General features: G+C 59.8%; 17 protein-coding genes and 1 tRNA gene. 2 read left to right on the forward strand and 16 right to left on the reverse strand.

From position 1 onward, the window contains the following. Positions 1 to 124 precede the first annotated feature (124 nt). Genes CAF74_RS22335 through iolC form a run of 7 tightly spaced genes read right to left on the reverse strand, consistent with a single transcriptional unit; the run spans position 125 to position 9,223 of the window. On the reverse strand, positions 125 to 1,150 hold the full coding sequence (locus tag CAF74_RS22335; RefSeq protein ID WP_085747788.1) for a Gfo/Idh/MocA family protein: 1,026 nt from the start codon (positions 1,148 to 1,150) through the stop codon (positions 125 to 127). A gap of 35 nt (positions 1,151 to 1,185) precedes the next feature. Then, positions 1,186 to 3,117: a 3D-(3,5/4)-trihydroxycyclohexane-1,2-dione acylhydrolase (decyclizing) gene (gene iolD / locus CAF74_RS22340; RefSeq protein WP_085747789.1), complete on the reverse strand. Its 1,932-nt coding sequence runs from the start codon at positions 3,115 to 3,117 to the stop codon at positions 1,186 to 1,188. Positions 3,118 to 3,162: 45 nt separating this feature from the next. Further along, complete coding sequence (locus CAF74_RS22345; RefSeq protein ID WP_085747790.1) at positions 3,163 to 3,984, reverse strand: TIM barrel protein; 822 nt, start codon at positions 3,982 to 3,984, stop codon at positions 3,163 to 3,165. 25 nt (positions 3,985 to 4,009) lie between these two features. After that, the gene (locus tag CAF74_RS22350) at positions 4,010 to 5,512 is read right to left on the reverse strand and encodes a CoA-acylating methylmalonate-semialdehyde dehydrogenase (RefSeq protein ID WP_085747791.1); all 1,503 of its coding nucleotides are present in this window, start codon (positions 5,510 to 5,512) and stop codon (positions 4,010 to 4,012) included. Between the two features lie 30 nt (positions 5,513 to 5,542). Beyond that, complete coding sequence (gene iolB / locus CAF74_RS22355) at positions 5,543 to 6,352, reverse strand: 5-deoxy-glucuronate isomerase (RefSeq protein ID WP_085747792.1); 810 nt, start codon at positions 6,350 to 6,352, stop codon at positions 5,543 to 5,545. Next, entirely contained in the window at positions 6,349 to 7,242 is an 894-nt protein-coding gene (iolE, locus tag CAF74_RS22360) for a myo-inosose-2 dehydratase (RefSeq protein WP_085747793.1), read from the reverse strand. The genes iolB and iolE overlap by 4 nt, the downstream gene beginning before the upstream one ends. 43 nt (positions 7,243 to 7,285) lie before the next feature. Further along, complete coding sequence (gene iolC / locus CAF74_RS22365) at positions 7,286 to 9,223, reverse strand: 5-dehydro-2-deoxygluconokinase (protein ID WP_085747794.1); 1,938 nt, start codon at positions 9,221 to 9,223, stop codon at positions 7,286 to 7,288. A 308-nt stretch (positions 9,224 to 9,531) separates the two neighbouring features. On the opposite strand from iolC, the gene CAF74_RS22370 reads away from it, so the two are divergent. Continuing rightward, positions 9,532 to 10,452, forward strand: a complete 921-nt coding sequence (locus CAF74_RS22370) for a MurR/RpiR family transcriptional regulator (protein ID WP_085747795.1) — start codon at positions 9,532 to 9,534, stop codon at positions 10,450 to 10,452. Between the two features lie 120 nt (positions 10,453 to 10,572). Next, complete coding sequence (locus CAF74_RS22375; RefSeq protein ID WP_085747796.1) at positions 10,573 to 11,694, forward strand: Gfo/Idh/MocA family protein; 1,122 nt, start codon at positions 10,573 to 10,575, stop codon at positions 11,692 to 11,694. Between the two features lie 143 nt (positions 11,695 to 11,837). Here the strand turns inward: CAF74_RS22375 and CAF74_RS22380 are convergent. The 9 genes from CAF74_RS22380 to thrS form a co-directional block, all read right to left on the reverse strand. Continuing rightward, positions 11,838 to 11,914: transfer RNA gene (locus CAF74_RS22380), tRNA-Pro, on the reverse strand. An 89-nt stretch (positions 11,915 to 12,003) separates the two neighbouring features. Then, positions 12,004 to 12,360: a MerR family transcriptional regulator gene (locus CAF74_RS22385; RefSeq protein ID WP_003179985.1), complete on the reverse strand. Its 357-nt coding sequence runs from the start codon at positions 12,358 to 12,360 to the stop codon at positions 12,004 to 12,006. Next, positions 12,341 to 12,643, reverse strand: coding sequence for an integration host factor subunit alpha (gene ihfA / locus CAF74_RS22390; RefSeq protein ID WP_002553164.1), 303 nt, complete (start codon positions 12,641 to 12,643; stop codon positions 12,341 to 12,343). The genes CAF74_RS22385 and ihfA overlap by 20 nt, the downstream gene beginning before the upstream one ends. Before the next feature lie 3 nt (positions 12,644 to 12,646). Beyond that, positions 12,647 to 15,025 (reverse strand): phenylalanine--tRNA ligase subunit beta, encoded by a 2,379-nt coding sequence (gene pheT, locus CAF74_RS22395; RefSeq protein WP_085747797.1) that lies wholly within the window; start codon positions 15,023 to 15,025, stop codon positions 12,647 to 12,649. A 26-nt stretch (positions 15,026 to 15,051) separates the two neighbouring features. Continuing rightward, a complete protein-coding gene (pheS, locus tag CAF74_RS22400; protein WP_011333387.1) occupies positions 15,052 to 16,068 on the reverse strand; it encodes a phenylalanine--tRNA ligase subunit alpha in 1,017 nt (338 codons plus the stop codon). A 109-nt stretch (positions 16,069 to 16,177) separates the two neighbouring features. Further along, complete coding sequence (gene rplT / locus CAF74_RS22405; protein WP_002553161.1) at positions 16,178 to 16,534, reverse strand: 50S ribosomal protein L20; 357 nt, start codon at positions 16,532 to 16,534, stop codon at positions 16,178 to 16,180. 30 nt (positions 16,535 to 16,564) lie between these two features. Next, a complete protein-coding gene (gene rpmI, locus CAF74_RS22410) occupies positions 16,565 to 16,759 on the reverse strand; it encodes a 50S ribosomal protein L35 (protein WP_002553160.1) in 195 nt (64 codons plus the stop codon). A gap of 60 nt (positions 16,760 to 16,819) precedes the next feature. Further along, the gene (gene infC, locus CAF74_RS22415; protein WP_169432615.1) at positions 16,820 to 17,371 is read right to left on the reverse strand and encodes a translation initiation factor IF-3; all 552 of its coding nucleotides are present in this window, start codon (positions 17,369 to 17,371) and stop codon (positions 16,820 to 16,822) included. Then, complete coding sequence (thrS, locus tag CAF74_RS22420; RefSeq protein WP_085747798.1) at positions 17,371 to 19,293, reverse strand: threonine--tRNA ligase; 1,923 nt, start codon at positions 19,291 to 19,293, stop codon at positions 17,371 to 17,373. Before thrS ends, infC begins: the two co-directional genes overlap by 1 nt. Between the last annotated feature and the right edge of the window lie 172 nt (positions 19,294 to 19,465).

Below are 19,465 nucleotides of genomic sequence, written 5' to 3' on the forward strand. Positions count from 1 at the left end.
TTTCCCTGAATAAAACGCGGACCCTGTGGGAGCGGGCTTGCCCGCGATGGCGGCGGCACATTCCACATTGATGTGCCCTGACAGACCGCAATCGCGAGCAAGCTCGGTCCCACAGGGATTTGCGTCAGCTGTAGAAATGGGGACGGTCCGGCAGTGCAACGTTGACGATCGCGCCGCTGTTCTGCGCTTCGATGCACGCGTCGGCAGCAACAGCGGCGGCGAAGCCATCCCACGCCGACGGTCCACCCACCTGCCCCGCCCGCACGCCATCGATGAACGCCTGCAACTCGACGTCATAGGCCGCGATGAAGCGATCCTTCCAGTCCATCAGAATCGCGTTGGACAGCTTGGCACCGCTGCGCAATTGAACCTGGGACGGCTCCGGCAATTTGGCGATGCCGGTCTCCCCCACCACTTCGCACTGGATGTCGTAGCCGTACTGGCAATTGACGAAAACTTCCACGTCGATGCGTGTGCCCTTGGCGGTTTCCAGCAGCACGATCTGCGGATCTTTCAAATGCGCGAGGGCTTTGCTGCTCTTGCGCGGGAACACCACCTGCACCGAGACGTAATCGTCATCGAGCAACCAGCGCAGTACGTCCAGCTCATGGATCAACGTGTCGGTGATCGCCATGTCGGTCTTGTAGTTTTCACCCACGCTCGGGTTGCGGTGCGCGCAATGCAGCATCAACGGTTCGCCGATCTGGCCGCTGTCGATCACCGACTTCAACGCGCGATAACCTTCATCGTACGGACGCATGAAACCGACCTGCACCAGCCGTTTGCCGTGGGCGACTTCGGCCTCGACGATCTTGCGGCAGCCTTCGGCGGTGACCGCCAGTGGTTTCTCGCAGAACACCGGTTTGCCCGCCGCAATCGCGGCCAGCACGAACTCTTCGTGGCTCGGGCCCCAGGAGGTGACGAGGATCGCCTCGACGTCCGGCGCCTGGATCAGCGCATGGCCGTCGGGATAAACCTCGGCGGTCAGCTTCAGGTCAGCGACGACCTTGGCCGCCTGCTGCAGATTGATGTCGGTGACCGCCACGACCTGGCTGTTGAGCAAGGTCTGGCTGCAACGACGGATGTGGTCCTGGCCGATGGCCCCGGTGCCGATGACGCCTAGCCGCAACGCTTGGGAAAGCAATGACATGAAAGGATTCCTTGTGGTTGTTCGATTCAGGGCAATCAGTACTGACGGGCCTTGGCCAGTCGTTCGTTCAGGGTTTTGGCTACCGCGTCGGTGCGGGCGCTGGTGGAGACTTGCGCCACGCCGACCCGCCACCACGACAGATAACCGTGAATCATGGTCTTGGGCAGAACCTTGATGTCGATCAGGGTCGAGACCGTCTGCAAGCGCGCATCGGCCAGCGCCGCCTGCAGTTCTTCAACGGTATTCACCTTGTAGGTCTTGCAGCCGTAGGCCGCCGCGCTCATGGCGAAATCCACCGGCACGAGAGCACCGTCGAGCTTGCCGCTCTGCGGGTTGCGGTAACGGAACTCGGTGGCAAAGCTGTCCATGCCGTTGCCCATCTGCAGGTTGTTGATGCAACCGAAGGTCATGTTGTCGAACAGCACCACGTTGATCTTGCGCCGCTCCTGGATCGAGGTGGCGAGCTCCGAGTGCAGCATCATGTAGGAGCCGTCGCCCACCAGCGCATAAACCTCGCGCTCAGGCTCGGCGAGCTTCACGCCCAGCGCCGCGTTCACCTCATAGCCCATGCACGAATATCCGTATTCGACGTGATAGGTGTTAACGCCCTTGCTGCGCCAGCTGCGCTGCAAGTCACCGGGCAGGCTGCCGGCGGCGGCGACGATCACTGCGTCATCAGCGAGGGTTTCATTGAGCACGCCTAGCACGCGGCTCTGGGTCAGGCAGGAACCGGTCAGCTCGATGAATTCGCGCAACACCGCCGGATCGAGGTGGTCGTTGATTTCCGGGATGAAATCCCGCGCCTGATAGTCAATCTGATGCAGGCGATCCACTTCCTCATCCAGTTGCGCCCGGGCCTGACGGGGTTGATCGCCCCAAGCGGAACGGTAGTCGCCCAGCGCTTCGGCCAGCGTCGACAACCCCGTCCGGGCATCCGCCAACAGTTGCACACCGTCGAGTTTCAGCGCGTCGCACGGGCTGATATTGAGGTTGAGAAATTGCACGTCAGGGTGCTGGAACAAGGATTTCGACGCGGTGGTGAAATCGCTGTAGCGGGTGCCGACCCCGATGATCAGATCCGCTTCCCTGGCCAGCAGGTTTGCCGCCAGGCAACCGGTTTCGCCAATGCCACCGACGTTCAGCGGATGGTTGGACACCAGCGCGCTCTTGCCGGCCTGGGTTTCGGCGAAAGGAATATCGAAGCGCTCGGTAAACGCCTGCAACGCCGCGTTGGCGCCCGAGTATTTGACGCCGCCACCACAAATGATCAGCGGTTTGCGCTTGCCTTTGAACAGTGCCACGGCATCGCCGAGCATCGCTTCTGTGGCCGGACGACGCTCGATGCGGTGCACGCGTTTTTGCAGGAAGTAATCGGGATAGTCGTACGCCTCGGCCTGCACGTCCTGCGGCAAGGCCAGGGTCACGGCGCCCGTTTCGGCGGGGTCGGTGAGCACGCGCATGGCGTGGATCGCTGCGGTCATCAATTGTTCGGGACGGTTGATGCGATCCCAGTATTTGCTCACGGCCTTGAACGCATCGTTGGTGCTGATGCTCAGGTCGTGGAACTGCTCGATCTGTTGCAACACCGGGTCCGGTTGACGGCAGGCATAGACATCACCCGGCAACAGCAGCAAGGGAATCCGGTTGGCAGTCGCGGTCGCGGCAGCGGTCAGCATGTTCGCCGCGCCCGGCCCCACGGACGAGGTGCAGGCGTAGATCTTGCGCCGCAGATGCTGCTTGGCGAAACCGATTGCCGCATGGGCCATGCCTTGTTCGTTGCGGCCCTGATGGACGATCAGGTCACCGCTGTCCTGCTCCAGTGCCTGCCCCAGACCCAGCACGTTGCCGTGGCCGAAAATGGTAAAGATCCCGGCGACGAACTTGCTCTGAACGCCATCGACCTCGATGTACTGGTTGTCGAGGAATTTCACCAGGGCCTGGGCCATGGTCAGTTTTGTTGTGGTCATAACCGCACCTTTCAAATTCAGATCCGATCCCTGCGAGGGGCACTTTCAACCCAGGGATTTGCTCAGGTGTTCCATGCTCGCGCCGATCGCCGTCTGGATATCCGCCAGGCCATGGACGCTGTCTGCAAACGGTTCAAACGACAGGTAGCCGCTGTAGCCGCCAGCAAGCAGGCTGTTGATTTGTGCCGCGTTACCGAGAATGTCGTCCGCGCCCACCAGCACCCGGTGACCATCGCCAAGGGTCGCCAGCGGCGCCTCGGTTTCCTCGACACCGGAGATGTGCACCAGCCCGGTCAGCTCAGGGAAAAACTCCTGCTCACCGGCCAAATGGTGATGAAAGGTGTCGTGAACCAGACGGAACACATCCAGCCCGCCGACTGACTTGATCGCCTCCACCGCCGTGCGTTTGCGGCGCAGCGAGCAGGCTTTGAAACCCAGCGGCTCGATGTATCCCAGCAGGCCGTGATCGCGCAGGATCGGCGCCAGCTCACTCAACGCGGTGCGCAGGCCCGACGCTCGTTCGGCGACGCTGCGCGGATCGGCGCGGTCGTTCAACGGGCACATCACCAGCCCCCGCGCACCGCAATCGCGGGCATAGGCCGCCAGTTTCAAGGCCTGCGCGCGGCGCTCGTCATTCCACACGTCAAACGGATACAACGCGTTGATCGACAGCACGCTGATGCCATGTGCCGTGCACAACTCACGCACGTGTCCGGGCGCGGTGCCGTCCTCGATCTCGATGCCTTTGAGGTCGTTGCGGATCTCGATGGCGTCGGCCTTGAGGGTCACCGCCAATTCGATGAACGCCGGCAGGGACAAGCGAGGAGCGACCATTCGGTTCAGGGCAAAACGCAGTGGAGTACTCATTCTTGTTGTTCTCCGCGCAGATGAATTATTTGGCCGTCGGCATGCTGAATTCAGGGCCCTTGGCAATGCTGTCGGGCCAGCGCTGCATCACGCTTTTGTAGCGACTGTAGAAACGAATGCCTTCTTCTCCGTAGGCGTGGTGATCGCCGAACAGCGAGCGCTTCCAGCCACCGAACGAATGCCAGGCCATGGGCACCGGAATCGGCACGTTGATGCCGACCATTCCGACCTTGATGCTGCGGGCGAAGGCGCGGGCGATCCCGCCATCGCTGGTGAAACACGACACGCCATTGCCGAATTCGTGGGCGTTGATCAGCGCCACGGCACTGGCGAAATCCGGCACGCGCACGACGCCCAGCACCGGGCCGAAGATTTCCTGCTGATAAATGCTCATGTCGGTGGTGACGTGATCGAACAGCGTCGCGCCGACGAAAAAGCCCGCCTCGGCGCCCGGCACCTTGAAGTGGCGGCCGTCGACAATCAGCTGCGCACCCTGAGCCACGCCCTGATCGATAAAACCCTCCACCCTGGCCTTGTGTTCGGCGGTGACCAGCGGGCCCATGTCGTTGTCGCCTTGCAGACCGTTGCCGACTTTCAACTGATCGATCCGCGGCAGCAGTTTGGCGATCAGTTGATCGCCGACTTCGCCGACCGCGACCGCAATCGAAATCGCCATGCAGCGCTCACCGGCCGATCCGTAAGCGGCGCCGATCAAGGCATCCGCGGCTTGATCCAGATCCGCGTCGGGCATGACGATCATGTGATTCTTCGCGCCGCCCAGCGCCTGCACCCGCTTGCCGCGCGCGGTGGCCTGCTGGTGGATGTACTCGGCAATCGGCGTCGATCCGACAAACGAAATCGCCTCGATGTCCGGGTGCTGCAGCAAGGCGTCGACCGCCGTCTTGTCGCCCTGAACCACATTGAACACGCCGTCCGGCAGACCGGCTTCGGTCAACAGGCGAGCCATCAGCAAACTGGCGGACGGATCGCGCTCGGACGGTTTGAGGATGAAGCAGTTGCCGGTGACCAGCGCCAGCGGAATCATCCACAGCGGCACCATCACCGGGAAGTTGAACGGCGTGACCCCGGCGCAGACGCCGAGTGGCTGACGCAGGTTCCAGTTGTCGATGCCGCCGCCGATGTTGTCGCTGAACTCGGTCTTCAACAGACTCGGCGCACCGCAGGCGTACTCGACGATTTCAATGCCTCGGGTGACTTCGCCCCTGGCGTCGGAAAACACCTTGCCGTGTTCGCGGCTGATGATTTCGGCCAGTTCGTCGTGATGACGATCGAGCAACTCCTTGAACTTGAACATCACCCGCGAACGACGCAGGGACGATTGCTCGGACCAGGCCGGGAATGCCTTGAGCGCCGAAGCGACAGCAGCGTCCACGGTCTTCTGACTGGCCAGCCCGACTCGCGCCTGAACGGCACCGGTGGCCGGATTGAAGACATCGCTGAATCGTTCGCTACCGCTGTCCTGCACCTGACCATCGATGTAGTGGCCTATGACCGGGGCGTCGCCCATTGTTCTTGTTCTCCGTGCGAAAGTTGGAATTCAGAGATCCAGCAGCCAGCTGTGCTGAGGGTCGTTATGGAACTGCCAGACGCGTTTCGGTCCGGCCATCACGTTCAGGTAGTAGGACTCGTAGCCATACGGCACGCTGACCGGGTGATAGCCCTTGGGCACGACCACGAGGTCGCTGTTTTCCACGGCCATGGCCTGATCGATGCTGCGGTCGTCGGTGTAGACCCGCTGGAACACGAAGCCCTGGGGCGGGTTGATCTGGTGGTAATAGGTTTCTTCGAGAAAGCTCTGGTGCGGCAGGTCGTCGGTGTCGTGCTTGTGCGGCGGATAGCTCGACGAGTGTCCCGACGGCGTGCGCACTTCCACCACCAGCAGCGAATGGGCCGGCTCGCTGTCCGGCAGGATGTCGCAGACATAGCGAGTATTGGCGCCCTTGCCGCGCACGCTGCGCTTCATGGTTTCAGGCCTGATCAGGCGCGGGCCGAGGCCCGTGGTGGTCGAACCGGGAGCGGCGCAAACCGCCACTTGCGCATCACTCAATGCCACCACCTGCGCCTGACTGCCGAGTGGCAGGTACGCGGCGAACGGGGATTTGTCTTCGAACACCGACTGGCGATCACCGAGGTTGTCCCAGTTGAAGGCGCCCTGCCCCGGCGCTTCGCCGTGGATGCCGACCCGGCCGCTGAGCAGCACCAGGCACAGCTCCTTGTCGCCCGCTGCGACAGGCAAGGTTTCACCCAGGCTCAAGCGATACGCGGCGAAACCGACGTATTGCAGCTCACCTTCAGCCAGCTCGACCATGGTCCGGCCACGGGCATTGCTTTTGACCAGCAGGCTCATCGTGCAGTCCTCGCGTCGAGCAACGCACGCAAGGTGTCGAAGCCTTTTTTCGCGTAGACATAACTCGGCGCCACTGCCGGATCCTGCTCGGCCTCGACCACCAGCCAACCGTGGTAATCGGCCGCCAGCAGCACGTCCAGCAACTCGGCGAAGTCGATGTCACCATCCCCTGGCACGGTGAAGGTGCCGTTGATGATGCAGTCGGGGAAGCTCCACAGGTTGTTGCGCGCCAGTTGTACCACCGGTTTGCGCACGTCCTTGAAATGCACGTGGCAGATGCGCGACAGGTGTTTGCGCAGCACCTGCAAGGGTTCACCACCGCCCATGTAGCAATGGCCCGAATCGAACAGCAGCCCGACTTCATTACCGGTCAACGCCATCAGGGTGTCGATGTCCGACGGCGATTCGACGTAGGCACCCATATGGTGGTGATACGCCAGACGCACGCCCTGGGACAGGGTGAAGCGCGCCAGCTCGGTCAGCTTGTCGGCGTATTGTTGCCACGCCTGTTCGGTGTGAAAACGCGGGCGCTCGACCAGCGGAATTCGCTGGCCCTGAATGGAGTCGGCGACTTCACCGTAAACCAGCACGTTCGCGCCGTTCTTCGCCAGCAGCTCGACATGGCTGGCAATCGCGTCGATTTCCTCGGCCACCGAACGCCGCGCCAGACGACTGGAATACCAGCCGGACACCAGCGCCAGGTCATACGGACGCAGCACGTCGCCAACACCTTTGGCGTCCTTGGGAAACTTGCCGTTGAGTTCGAAGCCTTCATAACCGATGGCCTTGCCTTCGCTGAGGGCGGTGCTCAGCGGCGTTTCACCGCCGAGGGACGGCAGGTCGTCGTTGCTCCAGGAAATCGGGTTGATGCCAATTCGGATAGCGGGCATGGCTGCACCTTTTATTGTTATTTCTAGAATGTTCAACCGCGGCTCAGGCCCGGGCCGTACGCCAGGCATCGATCAGCTCGACGAAGGTGCCCTGTACCTGACGGATCAGCGTCTCGTCGTCGATTTCGCCGGCCAGCCAGGCGCGGCTCGGTTCCTGGAAAATCGTCCGGCCCACGGCGAACCCGCGGCAGGTCTGGCTCTGACTGGCCTGCTGGAAGCCTTCGGCCAATGCGGATGCCGGGGCATTCAGGCCCAGCAGCACCACGCCTCGGCAATAGGGATCGCGCGCCTGGATCAGTTCGTCGAGCTGTTGCCATTCCTTGGCGCTTTGCGCTTCGATCTTCCACCACGCCGGGTAAATGCCGAGGTTGTAGAGACGTTTGAGCGCGCGATACAACACGTCGGGATGCGGTGAGGGGTGATCCTTGGGCGGGATGATTTCCAGCAGCAGTTCGTGACCGCTGACTTGCGATGCCTGATACAACGCCTTGATTTGCGCTTCCTGCTCCAGCCGCAGCATCGGTTCGTCATCCGGGTGGAATTGCACCAGGCATTTGATGATTTGTTCCTGCGGCCAGGCGATCAGGTTGCTGCCGATCGAGCGCCCGTGCTCGAAGGCCAACGGCCGCGAGCCCTGCACCTCGACAGGCCGCGCCACCCACCAGCCTCGACCGGTGGCGGCGTTCAGCGAGTCCTGACCGAAACGCTGATCCGCCAGCAGCCCGACATCGGCTTCGATGCTCTGCTCGCGCAAATCGTTTTCGACCCGCTCCACGGCCTTGATAAACAGTTGCTTGAGTTCGCCGATGGCGCCGAGGTCGCGTCCGCCCTTCTGGGCCAGTTCCACCAGTTGTCCGCGATGGTCGAAGGCAAAGATGAACAGTTGCTTCCACTGCTTGCGCGGCACACTGACCTGATGCAGGCGTTGCAGGGTGACGTCCTGATCCGGCCGGGTAATCGGTACCGGGCTGCTGAACAGGTAATCGAGTTCGGCACGGGTCGGCATCGCCGGCGCGCAGGCATGGCGCGACACCACCAGACCACCGCAGGCGTTGGCCAACTGGCAGCAACGCTCGTCGCTGGCATCCTCCAGCCAACCGCTGAGGAAACCCGACATGAACGCATCGCCGGCGCCCAGTACGTTCAGCACCTCGACCCGCACGCCGGGATAAATCGCGCCGTCTTCAAGACGTTGTGGAATCTCCCCGTGGATCACCGTGCAACCTTGCGGACCGAGCTTGACCACCAAGGTCGCTGCGCTCAAGCGCCGGACATTGCGCAGGGCGGTGAGCAAATCCTCGGAACCGCCGGCCAGCAGAAACTCTTCTTCCGTCCCGACCACAAGGTCGAAGCGCGGGAGGATTTGTTGCACATGTTGAGTGACGTTCTGATCGGCAACGAAACGGGTTTCGCCGTCCGCCTTGCCGGCGAGTCCCCACAGGACCGGGCGGTAGTCGATGTCCAGCACCCGTTTGACGTTGTGCTTTTCGGCGTAGTCCAGCGCCTGGGTGCTCGCCTTGTAGACGCCATCGGTGGAGAAATGAGTGCCGGTGATCAGTAAGGCTTTGCTGGAGGCGATAAAGGCTTCGCTGATGTCTTCGGCCCGCAGCGCCATGTCGGCGCAATTCTCACGGTAGAAGACCAGGGGAAAGGTTTCCCGATCCTTGAGACCCAGCAGCACCATGGCGGTCAGTCGCTCCGGATCGACCTTGATGCCGCTGACATCGCAGCCTTCACGGGCCAGCGACTCGATCAGGAAACGCCCCATATGATCGTCGCCGGTCCGGCTCAGCATCGCCGACCTGAGCCCCAGCCGGGCGGTGCCGAACGCGATGTTGGCGGACGAGCCGCCGAGGTATTTGGCGAAGCTGCTCACATCCTCCAGCCGTGCCCCGACTTGCTGCGCATAGAGGTCGACGCCGAGGCGTCCGAGGCAAATCAGATCCAATTGACGTCCACTGGCAAAACGAGTCTGGCCCATGCTGGCTCCTGTTATTTTTATCAGCCTGTGCCCAACGCGGTGACCGCGCCGGACACTCTTGGTGGATGCAGACTAAAACGAGCCGGATCGAACAATCAATAAATATTCCAATTATTTTTCACGTGGAATATTTTTTCCAATAAGCTTCAGTGCGGGCGCTCCAGACGCAGTGCATCGTTTCAGCAGGCATCCCGCTGGCGCAAGCCCAAGATTTTGTCCGGGCCGAGCCTGTAGACTGCGCACAGCCAAACTATTGTCAGGGGACGAGACGTAACCGTCCCTATAAGAACAAGCCAAAAGGATTATTTATGTCCAGCACCGATCAGCCGGCTACCGCCGAGAGCACGCCCGAGAGCGATCTTGCCAGCCCCCCGATCAATGCCGAGCGTCTGCTGCAGCTCATCACCACTGAATACGAAAGCCTTCCGCGCCAGCTCAAACGCATCGCCAGTTACATGAGCCAGCAAAGCGACCGGATCATGGTCGACCGCATCAGCGACATCGCCCGCGAGTGCGAAGTGCACCCGTCGGCCATCGTGCGGTTTTCCCAGCGTTTCGGTTTCAGCGGATTCAGTGAAATGCAGGCGCTGTTCCGCGAGGCGTATACCCACAAAGCCACGCCGGTACAGAACTACCAGCAGCGCATTCGCAGCATGATCGCCAACAAGTCGCAGAAAGCCAGCGGCGGCGACCTGGCCCGCGAGTGCATCGACGCCACCCTTTCGGGCATCGAACGCCTGGGCCAGGAACTGGATGACCAAGCCTTTGAAAAGGCCGTGGATCTTGTGGTCAATGCCGACAATATCTACGTGGTCGGGGTACGCCGCTCGTTCGCCGTGGCCGACTATCTGGTCTACAACCTGCAACACACCAACAAGCGCATTCACCTGGTCTCGGGCCTCGGCGGCAGCTATCGCGAGCAGATGCGCAGCGTGCGCGCCAATGACCTGGTGATCGCCATCAGCTTTACGCCGTATGGTAAGGAAACCCAGCACTGCCTGCGCATCGCCCAGCACCATCAGGCGAAAACCCTGATCATCACTGACAGCAATCTCTCGCCCCTGGCCAAGCGCGCCAATACCCTGCTGCTGGTCAATGAAGGTAGCTCGTTTGCGTTCCGATCCTTGAGTGCGACTTTGTGCCTTTGCCAGGCGCTGTTTATCGCCGTGGCCTATCGACTGGAGTTGAAGGTGGACGAGATTCACGAGCAGGTCGGGTTCGAGGACTGATCGGAGCACCGTCATCTCAACGAATATGGCAGTTCAAAATATTTATTCCATTATTTGAACGCAAGGAATATTTATTCTATAAACAGGATCTCTGAAAACAAAAACTCAAAGGATCCTGTCATGCGTGAACTCGGAATCGGCCTGATCGGCACGGGCTTCATGGGGCGCGCCCACGCCCTGGCCTTTCGCAACGTCAGCGGGGCATTCGAACTGCCCTTCACCCTTCGCCTGGCCGCCCTGGCTGACGCCGATCCCGCACGCGCACAAGCCTGCGCAACCGCCTGGGGCTTCGATCAAGCCCATGGCGACTGGCAGCGATTGATCGACGACCCCAAGGTCAACCTGATCGCCATCACCACTCCCAATCACCTGCACTACCCGATGGCCATGGCCGCCCTCGCCGCCGGTAAGCCGGTTTACTGCGAAAAGCCGCTGGCGGTGAATCTTGAGCAAGCTCATGCCATGCGCGTGGCGGCGAAGCATGCCGGCGTCGTCACCCGGGTCGGCTACAACTATCAGCACAACCCGATCATCGGCCTGGCGAGAGAGCTGATCCTGAGTGGCGAACTCGGCAAGATCATCAGCTTTCAAGGTGAATTCAGCGAAGATTTCATGGCCGATCCGGCCTCCCCCTGGTCGTGGCGCTGCGAACCGGAACATGCTGGTGGAGCATTGGCGGATCTGGGCAGCCACCTGCTCGCCATGGCGCGCTACCTGCTGGGCGATGTCGAAGCGGTGTGCGCCGACTCCCAGACAGTCCATGGCCAACGCCCGACCACAACCGGCAGCCAGGAACGACGTCGCATTGCGGTCGACGATCAAGCCCATGCCTTGCTGCGTTTCGCCAGTGGCGCGCGGGGTACCTTCAGCAGCAGCTGGCTCAAGCATGGCTACAAGAATCATCTGAGCTTCGAAATCAGCGGCACCCGAGGCACCCTGGCGTTTGATCAGGAGCGCTTGAACGAGATACGCCTGTGTCGCGCCGGCGAAGGTGGCTTCCAGCGTTTACTCGCCGGACCGGACTTGCCCGGCTACGCCGCGTTCAGCCCGGCGCCGGGGCATCAGCTGGGCTACAACGAGCTGAAGACACTGGAAGTGCATGAGCTGATCATGGCGTTGGCCGGGAGCGGGCAGACCGGGACTGATTTTGAAGAAGCATTTGAAGTTGAGAGGCTGGCGACGGCGATTCGGGTCGCGGCTGAGGAACGACGCTGGGTGTCTGTCAGTGAAATCACTGGGTAGTTTTGTGCGGGCACAAAAAAGCCGATCTAGGTGATCGGCTTGAGTGTCGGACTTTGATGAGGAAGTAAACTGGATCCCCTGTAAAAGTCCCTGCGCATGAAAAAGCCCAACTCGCTAAAGTTGGGCTAAGTCATTGAATTATATGGTCGGGACGGAGTGATTCGAACACTCGACCCCTAGCACCCCATGCTAGTGCGCTACCGGACTGCGCTACGCCCCGACTAGGTTTGAAACTCGTTCTCCATCTCGAAGAACGCTCAAGAATATATCGCAAGCTTTTGAAAACTGGAAGTATTTAAAAGCACGAAATTATTTCTTGAGAACCACCAGAACATCTTCGAGCTCGGCGATCATCTGGCGGATCATTTGCTTGTATTGGGTGGTGTCGTCTTTGGCTTCATCGCCGGACAGACGCAGTCGCGCGCCGCCGATGGTAAACCCCTGATCGTAAAGGAGCGCGCGGATCTGCCGGATCATCAGCACGTCCTGGCGCTGATAATACCGGCGGTTTCCGCGGCGTTTGACGGGGTTGAGCTGAGGAAACTCCTGCTCCCAGTAGCGCAGCACGTGCGGTTTTACCGCACACAGCTCGCTGACTTCACCGATGGTGAAGTAGCGTTTGCCCGGGATGACGGGGAGTTCGTCGTTATGACTTGGTTCCAGCATAAGCCTCAACTCGGGCCTTCAACTTCTGCCCTGGACGAAAGGTGACCACACGGCGAGCCGTGATCGGGATTTCTTCCCCCGTTTTCGGGTTGCGGCCAGGCCGCTGGCGTTTGTCCCGAAGGTCGAAATTGCCGAAACCCGACAATTTGACCTGCTCGTTGTCTTCAAGAGCGTGCCTGATTTCCTCGAAAAACAGTTCAACCAATTCCTTGGCTTCCCGCTTGTTCAGGCCCAGCTCTTCATACAGACGTTCCGCCATCTCAGCTTTCGTCAAAGCCCCCATACGTCACTTCCTTAACGTGGCGTTCAACCTTTGTTCGAGCGAGGTGAGGATATTTTGCGTCGTCGAATTCACCTCATCGTCATTAAGAGTGCGCGATGGATGCTGCCAGGTCAAGCCGACTGCGAGGCTTTTTCTATCAGGATCAATGCCTTTACCCTGATACACGTCAAATAGCCTGAGGTCTGTCAGCCATTCGCCTGCATTTTCACGGATTACGTCCAGTACAGCCGAGGCTGCAACGTCTTTGTGCGCAATCAGTGCCAGGTCACGACGCACTTCAGGAAAGCGCGACAACTCGTGGAATTTCGGCATTTTACCCAGAGCGACTTCAGCCAGAACCAGCTCGAAGACAAAGACCGGACGGTCGAGACCCAGGGACTTCGACAGTTCAGGGTGAATCGCGCCGATAAAGCCGACTTCACGCCCTTCCCGCTCGATGCGTGCGGTCTGGCCCGGATGCAGCGCAGGGTGTTTGCCCGGTGCAAAAGTGAACTGATCCAGCGCACCGGCAAAGCCCAGCACTGCTTCTACGTCAGCCTTGACGTCGAAGAAGTCCACGGTATCGCGACCTTGCGCCCAGCCTTCCGGCAGACGGCTGCCGCATACCACACCGGCGATCATCGACTCTTGCTTCAGACCTTCCAGCTGACCGACAAAGCGCAGACCGCTCTCGAACAGACGAACACGATCCTGCTGGCGGTTGAGGTTGTGCTGCAACGCCTTGACCAGACCCGGCCACAGCGACGAACGCATGGCGGCCATGTCATTGGAGATCGGGTTCGCCAACAGCAGCGGCTCCACGCCCGGGTTGAACAGCTCGAACTGCTTCGGATCGATGAAGCTGTAGGTGATCGCTTCCTGGTAGCCACGGGCGACCAGCAGACGACGCAGCTCCGGCAGATCGCTGCGCGCTTCGGCCTTGGCCTGTGGCGCCAGACGAGCTTGCGGGTAACGAACCGGCAGGCGGTTGTAACCGTACAGACGTGCCAGCTCTTCGATCAGATCGACTTCCAGGCTGATGTCGAAGCGATGGCTTGGCACTTCTACGCGCCACTGCCCTGCTCCGTCGGCGGAAACCTTCAGACCCAAAGCATTGAGCAGACGCTCGACTTCGGCCGAATCCATTTCCATGCCCAGCATCTGGGTGATGCGCTGAGCCCGCAGGGTGATCGGCGCGATCGACGGCAAGTGCTGCTCGCTGACGGTCTCGATGATCGGGCCGGCTTCGCCACCGGTGATTTCCAGCAGCAGGCCGGTGGCGCGCTCCATGGCTTCACGGGCCAGTTGCCAGTCCACACCGCGCTCATAGCGGTGCGAAGCGTCAGTGTGCAGACCATACGAACGAGCCTTGCCCGCGACAGCGATCTGGTCGAAGAACGCACTTTCAAGGAACACGTCGCGAGTGGTCGCGGAAACGCCACTGTGCTCGCCACCCATCACGCCGGCAATCGCCAGAGCGCGAGTGTGGTCGGCGATCACCAGCGTATCGCTGCGCAGGCTGACTTCCTGACCGTCGAGCAGAACGAGCTTCTCGCCCTCTTCCGCCATGCGCACACGGATGCCGCCATTGATTTCGGCGAGATCGAAGGCGTGCAGAGGCTGGCCCAGCTCGAGCATCACGTAGTTAGTGATGTCGACGGCGGCGTCGATGCTGCGGACTTCGGCGCGACGCAGACGCTCAACCATCCACAGCGGCGTCGGCCTGGACAGGTCAACGTTACGGATGACACGGCCCAGGTAACGCGGGCAGGCCGCAGGTGCCAAAACTTCTACCGAGCGCACTTCGTCGTGCACCGCCGGAACGGTCATCACCACCGGGCGAGTGACCGGAGCGTCGTACAGCGCGCCGACTTCACGGGCCAGACCGGCCAGGGACAGGCAGTCGCCACGGTTCGGAGTCAGATCGACTTCGATGCTGGCGTCTTCCAGGTCCAGATAAACACGGAAATCTTCGCCCACCGGCGCATCGGCTGGCAGCTCCATCAGACCGTCATTGCCTTCACCGACCTGCAGCTCGGATTGCGAGCACAGCATGCCGTTGGACTCGACACCGCGCAGCTTGGCCTTCTTGATCTTGAAGTCGCCCGGCAGCTCGGCACCGATCATCGCGAACGGAATCTTCAGGCCTGGACGCACGTTTGGCGCACCGCACACGACCTGGAAAGTTTCCGCGCCATTGCTGACCTGGCACACGCGCAATTTGTCGGCATCGGGGTGCTGCTCGGTGCTCAGCACCTCACCCACCACCACGCCACTGAAAACACCGGCGGCCGGCGTAACGCTATCGACCTCAAGACCGGCCATCGACAGACGGGCAACCAGCGCGTCGCGATCTACCTGCGGGCTGACCCAGCCACGCAGCCATTGTTCACTGAATTTCATCCTGCTCTCCTAAGAATTCGTTACGACTAGCGAAATTGCGCGAGGAACCGCAAGTCGTTGTCGAAGAACAGACGCAAGTCGTTCACGCCGTAACGCAGCATGGCCAGACGCTCAACGCCCATGCCGAAGGCAAAGCCCGAGAACTCTTCCGGATCGATCCCGGACATGCGCAACACGTTCGGGTGAACCATGCCGCAGCCCATCACTTCCAGCCAGCCAGTCTGTTTGCAAACGCGGCAGCCTTTACCGCTGCACATCACGCATTCCATGTCGACTTCGGCGGAAGGCTCGGTGAACGGGAAGTACGAAGGACGGAAACGCACCGCCAGCTCTTTCTCGAAGAACACCCGCAAGAACTCTTCGATCGTGCCTTTGAGGTCGGCGAAGTTGATATCGCGATCGACCAGCAGGCCTTCGACCTGGTGGAACATCGGCGAATGGGTGATATCGGAGTCGCTGCGGTACACACGGCCTGGGCAGACAATGCGGATCGGCGGCTTTTTCGATTCCATGGTGCGGACCTGTACCGGCGAGGTATGGGTGCGCAGCAACATGTTGGCGTTGAAATAGAAGGTGTCATGCATCGACCGGGCCGGGTGGTGGCCTGGGATGTTGAGCGCCTCGAAGTTGTGATAGTCGTCTTCAACCTCAGGGCCTTCGGCAATGCCGTAGCCGATATGGGTGAAGAACTGTTCGATACGTTCCAGAGTCCGGGTTACCGGATGCAGACCACCGGAGGTCTGACCGCGGCCCGGCAGGGTCACGTCAATCGATTCGGCAGACAGTTTGGCAGCCAGTTCGGCTTCTTCAAACAGAGCCATGCGCGCATTGAGAACGCCTGTAACACGTTCCTTGGCAACGTTGATCAGGGCGCCGACCTGCGGACGCTCTTCTGCCGGCAAATTCCCCAGGGTCTTCATCACCTGAGTCAATTCACCCTTTTTGCCAAGGTATTGAACCCGGATTTGCTCCAGGGCATTGATATCTTCAGCGCTTTGCACAGCCTCTAGTGCTTGAGAGACCAGCGCATCCAGGTTTTCCATGTACAGACTCCAGATACAAAATAGGGGAAGAGCTTGAAGGCTCTTCCCCTATTTATGACGTTTAACACCTGGCCCCACAGAGGTGTGGCCAGGTGACTGTCGGGGGTACTTAAGCCAAGGTGGCTTTAGCTTTCTCGACAATCGCAGCAAACGCCGCTTTTTCGTTCACTGCCAGATCAGCCAGAACCTTACGGTCGATCTCGATGGACGCTTTTTTCAGGCCAGCGATGAAACGGCTGTAGGACAGACCGTTAACACGAGCACCAGCGTTGATACGAGCGATCCACAGAGCGCGGAACTGACGTTTTTTCTGACGACGGTCACGGTAGGCGTATTGGCCTGCCTTGATTACCGCTTGCTTGGCAACACGGAATACGCGGGAGCGTGCGCCGTAGTAGCCTTTAGCAAGTTTCAGAATTTTTTTGTGACGTTTACGGGCAATGACGCCACGCTTTACACGAGCCATGAGTTACTTCCTCTATTCTTGATCCAAAAATTAACGAAGGCGCAGCATGCGCTCGACTTTTGCCACGTCAGACGGATGCAGCAAGCTGCTACCGCGCAGTTGACGCTTACGCTTGGTCGACATTTTGGTCAGGATGTGGCTCTTGAAAGCGTGCTTGTGCTTGATACCGTTAGCAGTTTTCAGAAACCGCTTAGCAGCACCACTTTTGGTTTTCATCTTTGGCATGTTCGGATACTCCGCATTCAGTTGATAAACATAATCAGAAGGCCTGCCGTGCCCTGTTGATTACTTCTTCTTTTTCGGGGCGATGACCATGATCAGCTGGCGTCCTTCCATCTTAGGATGCTGTTCGACCGAACCGTACTCGAGCAGGTCTTGTTCAACCCGCTTGAGGAGTTCCATCCCCAGCTCCTGGTGGGCCATCTCACGGCCGCGGAATCGCAAGGATACCTTGGCCCTGTCCCCGTCACTCAGGAAACGTACCAGGTTGCGCAGTTTTACCTGGTAATCCCCTTCCTCCGTCCCTGGACGAAACTTGATTTCTTTTACCTGAATCTGCTTCTGGTTCTTCTTCGCCGCAGCAATCTGCTTCTTCTTTTCGAAGATCGATTTGCCGTAGTCCATCACCCGGCAAACCGGCGGGACTGCGTCGGCAGAGATTTCTACCAGATCAAGCTTTGCTTCTTCAGCAATACGAAGCGCTTCATCAATCGAGACGATGCCAATCTGCTCGCCATCAGCGCCAATTAACCGAACCTCGCGTGCCGAGATATTCTCGTTGATCGGGGCTTTCGGTGCAGCTCGTTTATCTTGTCTCATTTCACGCTTAATAATAATTACTCCGAATCTGGGCGACCACGCCGGGAAACCGCTTGCGCGAGAAACTCAGCGAACTGGGCGACGGGCATCGAGCCCAGGTCAGCACCTTCACGAGTACGCACAGCGACAGTCTGCATCTCGACTTCCTTATCCCCAATAACCAAGAGATATGGAACCTTGAGCAAAGTATGCTCGCGGATTTTAAAGCCGATCTTTTCATTTCTCAAGTCGGACTTGGCACGAAACCCGCTTTCGTTGAGAGTTTTTTCGACCTGAGCGACGAAATCTGCCTGTTTATCAGTGATATTCATGATCACTGCCTGGGTTGGCGCCAGCCACGCAGGGAATGCACCTTCGTAGTGCTCGATCAGAATGCCGACGAAACGCTCGAACGAACCGAGGATCGCACGGTGCAACATCACCGGATGCTTGCGGCTGTTGTCTTCGGAGACGTATTCGGCTCCCAGACGCACCGGCAGGTTGAAATCGAGCTGCAAGGTACCACACTGCCACACGCGACCGAGGCAATCTTTCAGCGAGAATTCAATCTTCGGACCGTAGAAAGCGCCCTCACCCGGCTGCAGATCGTACGGCAGACCAGCGCTATCAAGCGCTGCAGCCAGGGCCGCTTCGGCGCGATCCCACAGCTCGTCGGAACCGACGCGTTTTTCCGGACGAGTGGACAGCTTCATCTCGATGTCTTTAAAGCCGAAGTCGGCATAAACATCCATGGTCAGCTTGATGAACGCTGCGGATTCAGCCTGCATCTGTTCTTCGGTGCAGAAGATGTGGGCGTCGTCCTGAGTGAACGCACGCACACGCATGATGCCGTGCAGCGCACCCGACGGCTCGTTGCGATGGCAGGCACCGAACTCGGCCAAGCGCATCGGCAGCTCGCGGTAGCTCTTCAGACCCTGGTTGAACACCTGCACGTGGCAAGGGCAGTTCATCGGCTTGATGGCGTAGTCGCGGCTTTCCGACTCGGTGGTGAACATGTTGTCGGCGTAGTTGGCCCAGTGCCCGGATTTCTCCCACAGGCTGCGGTCAACGACTTGCGGCGTCTTGATCTCGAGATAGCCGTTGTCGCGCTGCACTTTGCGCATGTACTGCTCGAGAACCTGGTAAAGCGTCCAGCCATTCGGGTGCCAGAACACCATGCCCGGCGCTTCTTCCTGGGTGTGGAACAGGCCCAGGCGCTTGCCGATCTTGCGGTGATCGCGCTTTTCAGCTTCTTCGATACGCTGGATGTAAGCAGCCAGTTGCTTCTTGTCAGCCCACGCGGTGCCGTAAACGCGCTGCAATTGCTCGTTCTTGGCATCACCGCGCCAGTAGGCGCCGGACAGCTTGGTCAGCTTGAAGGATTTCAGGAAGCGAGTGTTCGGCACGTGCGGACCGCGGCACATGTCGACGTATTCTTCGTGATAGTACAGGCCCATGGCCTGCTCGTTCGGCATGTCCTCGACCAGACGCAGCTTGTAATCTTCGCCACGAGCCTTGAACACTTCGATCACTTCGGCACGCGGAGTGACTTTCTTGATGACGTCGTATTCAGTGTCGATCAGCTGTTGCATGCGCTGTTCGATGGCCGCCATGTCGTCCGGCGTAAAAGGACGCTCGAAGGCGATGTCGTAATAGAAGCCTTCATCAATGACCGGACCGATGACCATTTTGGCCGTCGGGTACAACTGCTTGACCGCGTGGCCAACCAGGTGGGCGCAAGAGTGGCGAATGATCTCCAGCCCCTCTTCATCCTTTGGCGTGATGATTTGCAGCGTTGCGTCGCTGTCGATGATGTCGCTGGCGTCAACCAGCTTGCCGTTCACCTTGCCGGCCAGGGTGGCCTTGGCCAGGCCTGCACCGATGGATGCGGCGACCTCGGCTACGGAAACCGGGTGATCGAATGAACGTTGACTGCCGTCGGGAAGAGTAATAGTTGGCATGGCGCCTCCTCTCCTAGTGGTGACCCCTACCAAAGGTCACGTGGGTTGGGATGAGCCAGTACAAGATCCGATCCAGGCCATTCAATGACGAACGCCTGCCTTACAGCGGCAGGAGCCTTGCGGCCAACCGGAAAACCGAACCAGAGTGACTGGGATTCAAATCAGAAAATTC

The sequence above is a fragment of the Pseudomonas sp. R45(2017) genome, from assembly GCF_002112305.1.
Lineage (GTDB): Bacteria > Pseudomonadota > Gammaproteobacteria > Pseudomonadales > Pseudomonadaceae > Aquipseudomonas > Aquipseudomonas paraglycinae.

Coding starts and splice junctions, on each gene's coding strand:
- CAF74_RS22335 (WP_085747788.1), bottom strand. CDS start 1,150: ATGTCATTGCTTTCCCAAGCGTTGCGGCTAGGCGTCATCGGCACCGGG.
- iolD (WP_085747789.1), bottom strand. CDS start 3,117: ATGACCACAACAAAACTGACCATGGCCCAGGCCCTGGTGAAATTCCTC.
- CAF74_RS22345 (WP_085747790.1), bottom strand. CDS start 3,984: ATGAGTACTCCACTGCGTTTTGCCCTGAACCGAATGGTCGCTCCTCGC.
- CAF74_RS22350 (WP_085747791.1), bottom strand. CDS start 5,512: ATGGGCGACGCCCCGGTCATAGGCCACTACATCGATGGTCAGGTGCAG.
- iolB (WP_085747792.1), bottom strand. CDS start 6,352: ATGAGCCTGCTGGTCAAAAGCAATGCCCGTGGCCGGACCATGGTCGAG.
- iolE (WP_085747793.1), bottom strand. CDS start 7,242: ATGCCCGCTATCCGAATTGGCATCAACCCGATTTCCTGGAGCAACGAC.
- iolC (WP_085747794.1), bottom strand. CDS start 9,223: ATGGGCCAGACTCGTTTTGCCAGTGGACGTCAATTGGATCTGATTTGC.
- CAF74_RS22370 (WP_085747795.1), top strand. CDS start 9,532: ATGTCCAGCACCGATCAGCCGGCTACCGCCGAGAGCACGCCCGAGAGC.
- CAF74_RS22375 (WP_085747796.1), top strand. CDS start 10,573: ATGCGTGAACTCGGAATCGGCCTGATCGGCACGGGCTTCATGGGGCGC.
- CAF74_RS22385 (WP_003179985.1), bottom strand. CDS start 12,360: ATGCTGGAACCAAGTCATAACGACGAACTCCCCGTCATCCCGGGCAAA.
- ihfA (WP_002553164.1), bottom strand. CDS start 12,643: ATGGGGGCTTTGACGAAAGCTGAGATGGCGGAACGTCTGTATGAAGAG.
- pheT (WP_085747797.1), bottom strand. CDS start 15,025: ATGAAATTCAGTGAACAATGGCTGCGTGGCTGGGTCAGCCCGCAGGTA.
- pheS (WP_011333387.1), bottom strand. CDS start 16,068: ATGGAAAACCTGGATGCGCTGGTCTCTCAAGCACTAGAGGCTGTGCAA.
- rplT (WP_002553161.1), bottom strand. CDS start 16,534: ATGGCTCGTGTAAAGCGTGGCGTCATTGCCCGTAAACGTCACAAAAAA.
- rpmI (WP_002553160.1), bottom strand. CDS start 16,759: ATGCCAAAGATGAAAACCAAAAGTGGTGCTGCTAAGCGGTTTCTGAAA.
- thrS (WP_085747798.1), bottom strand. CDS start 19,293: ATGCCAACTATTACTCTTCCCGACGGCAGTCAACGTTCATTCGATCAC.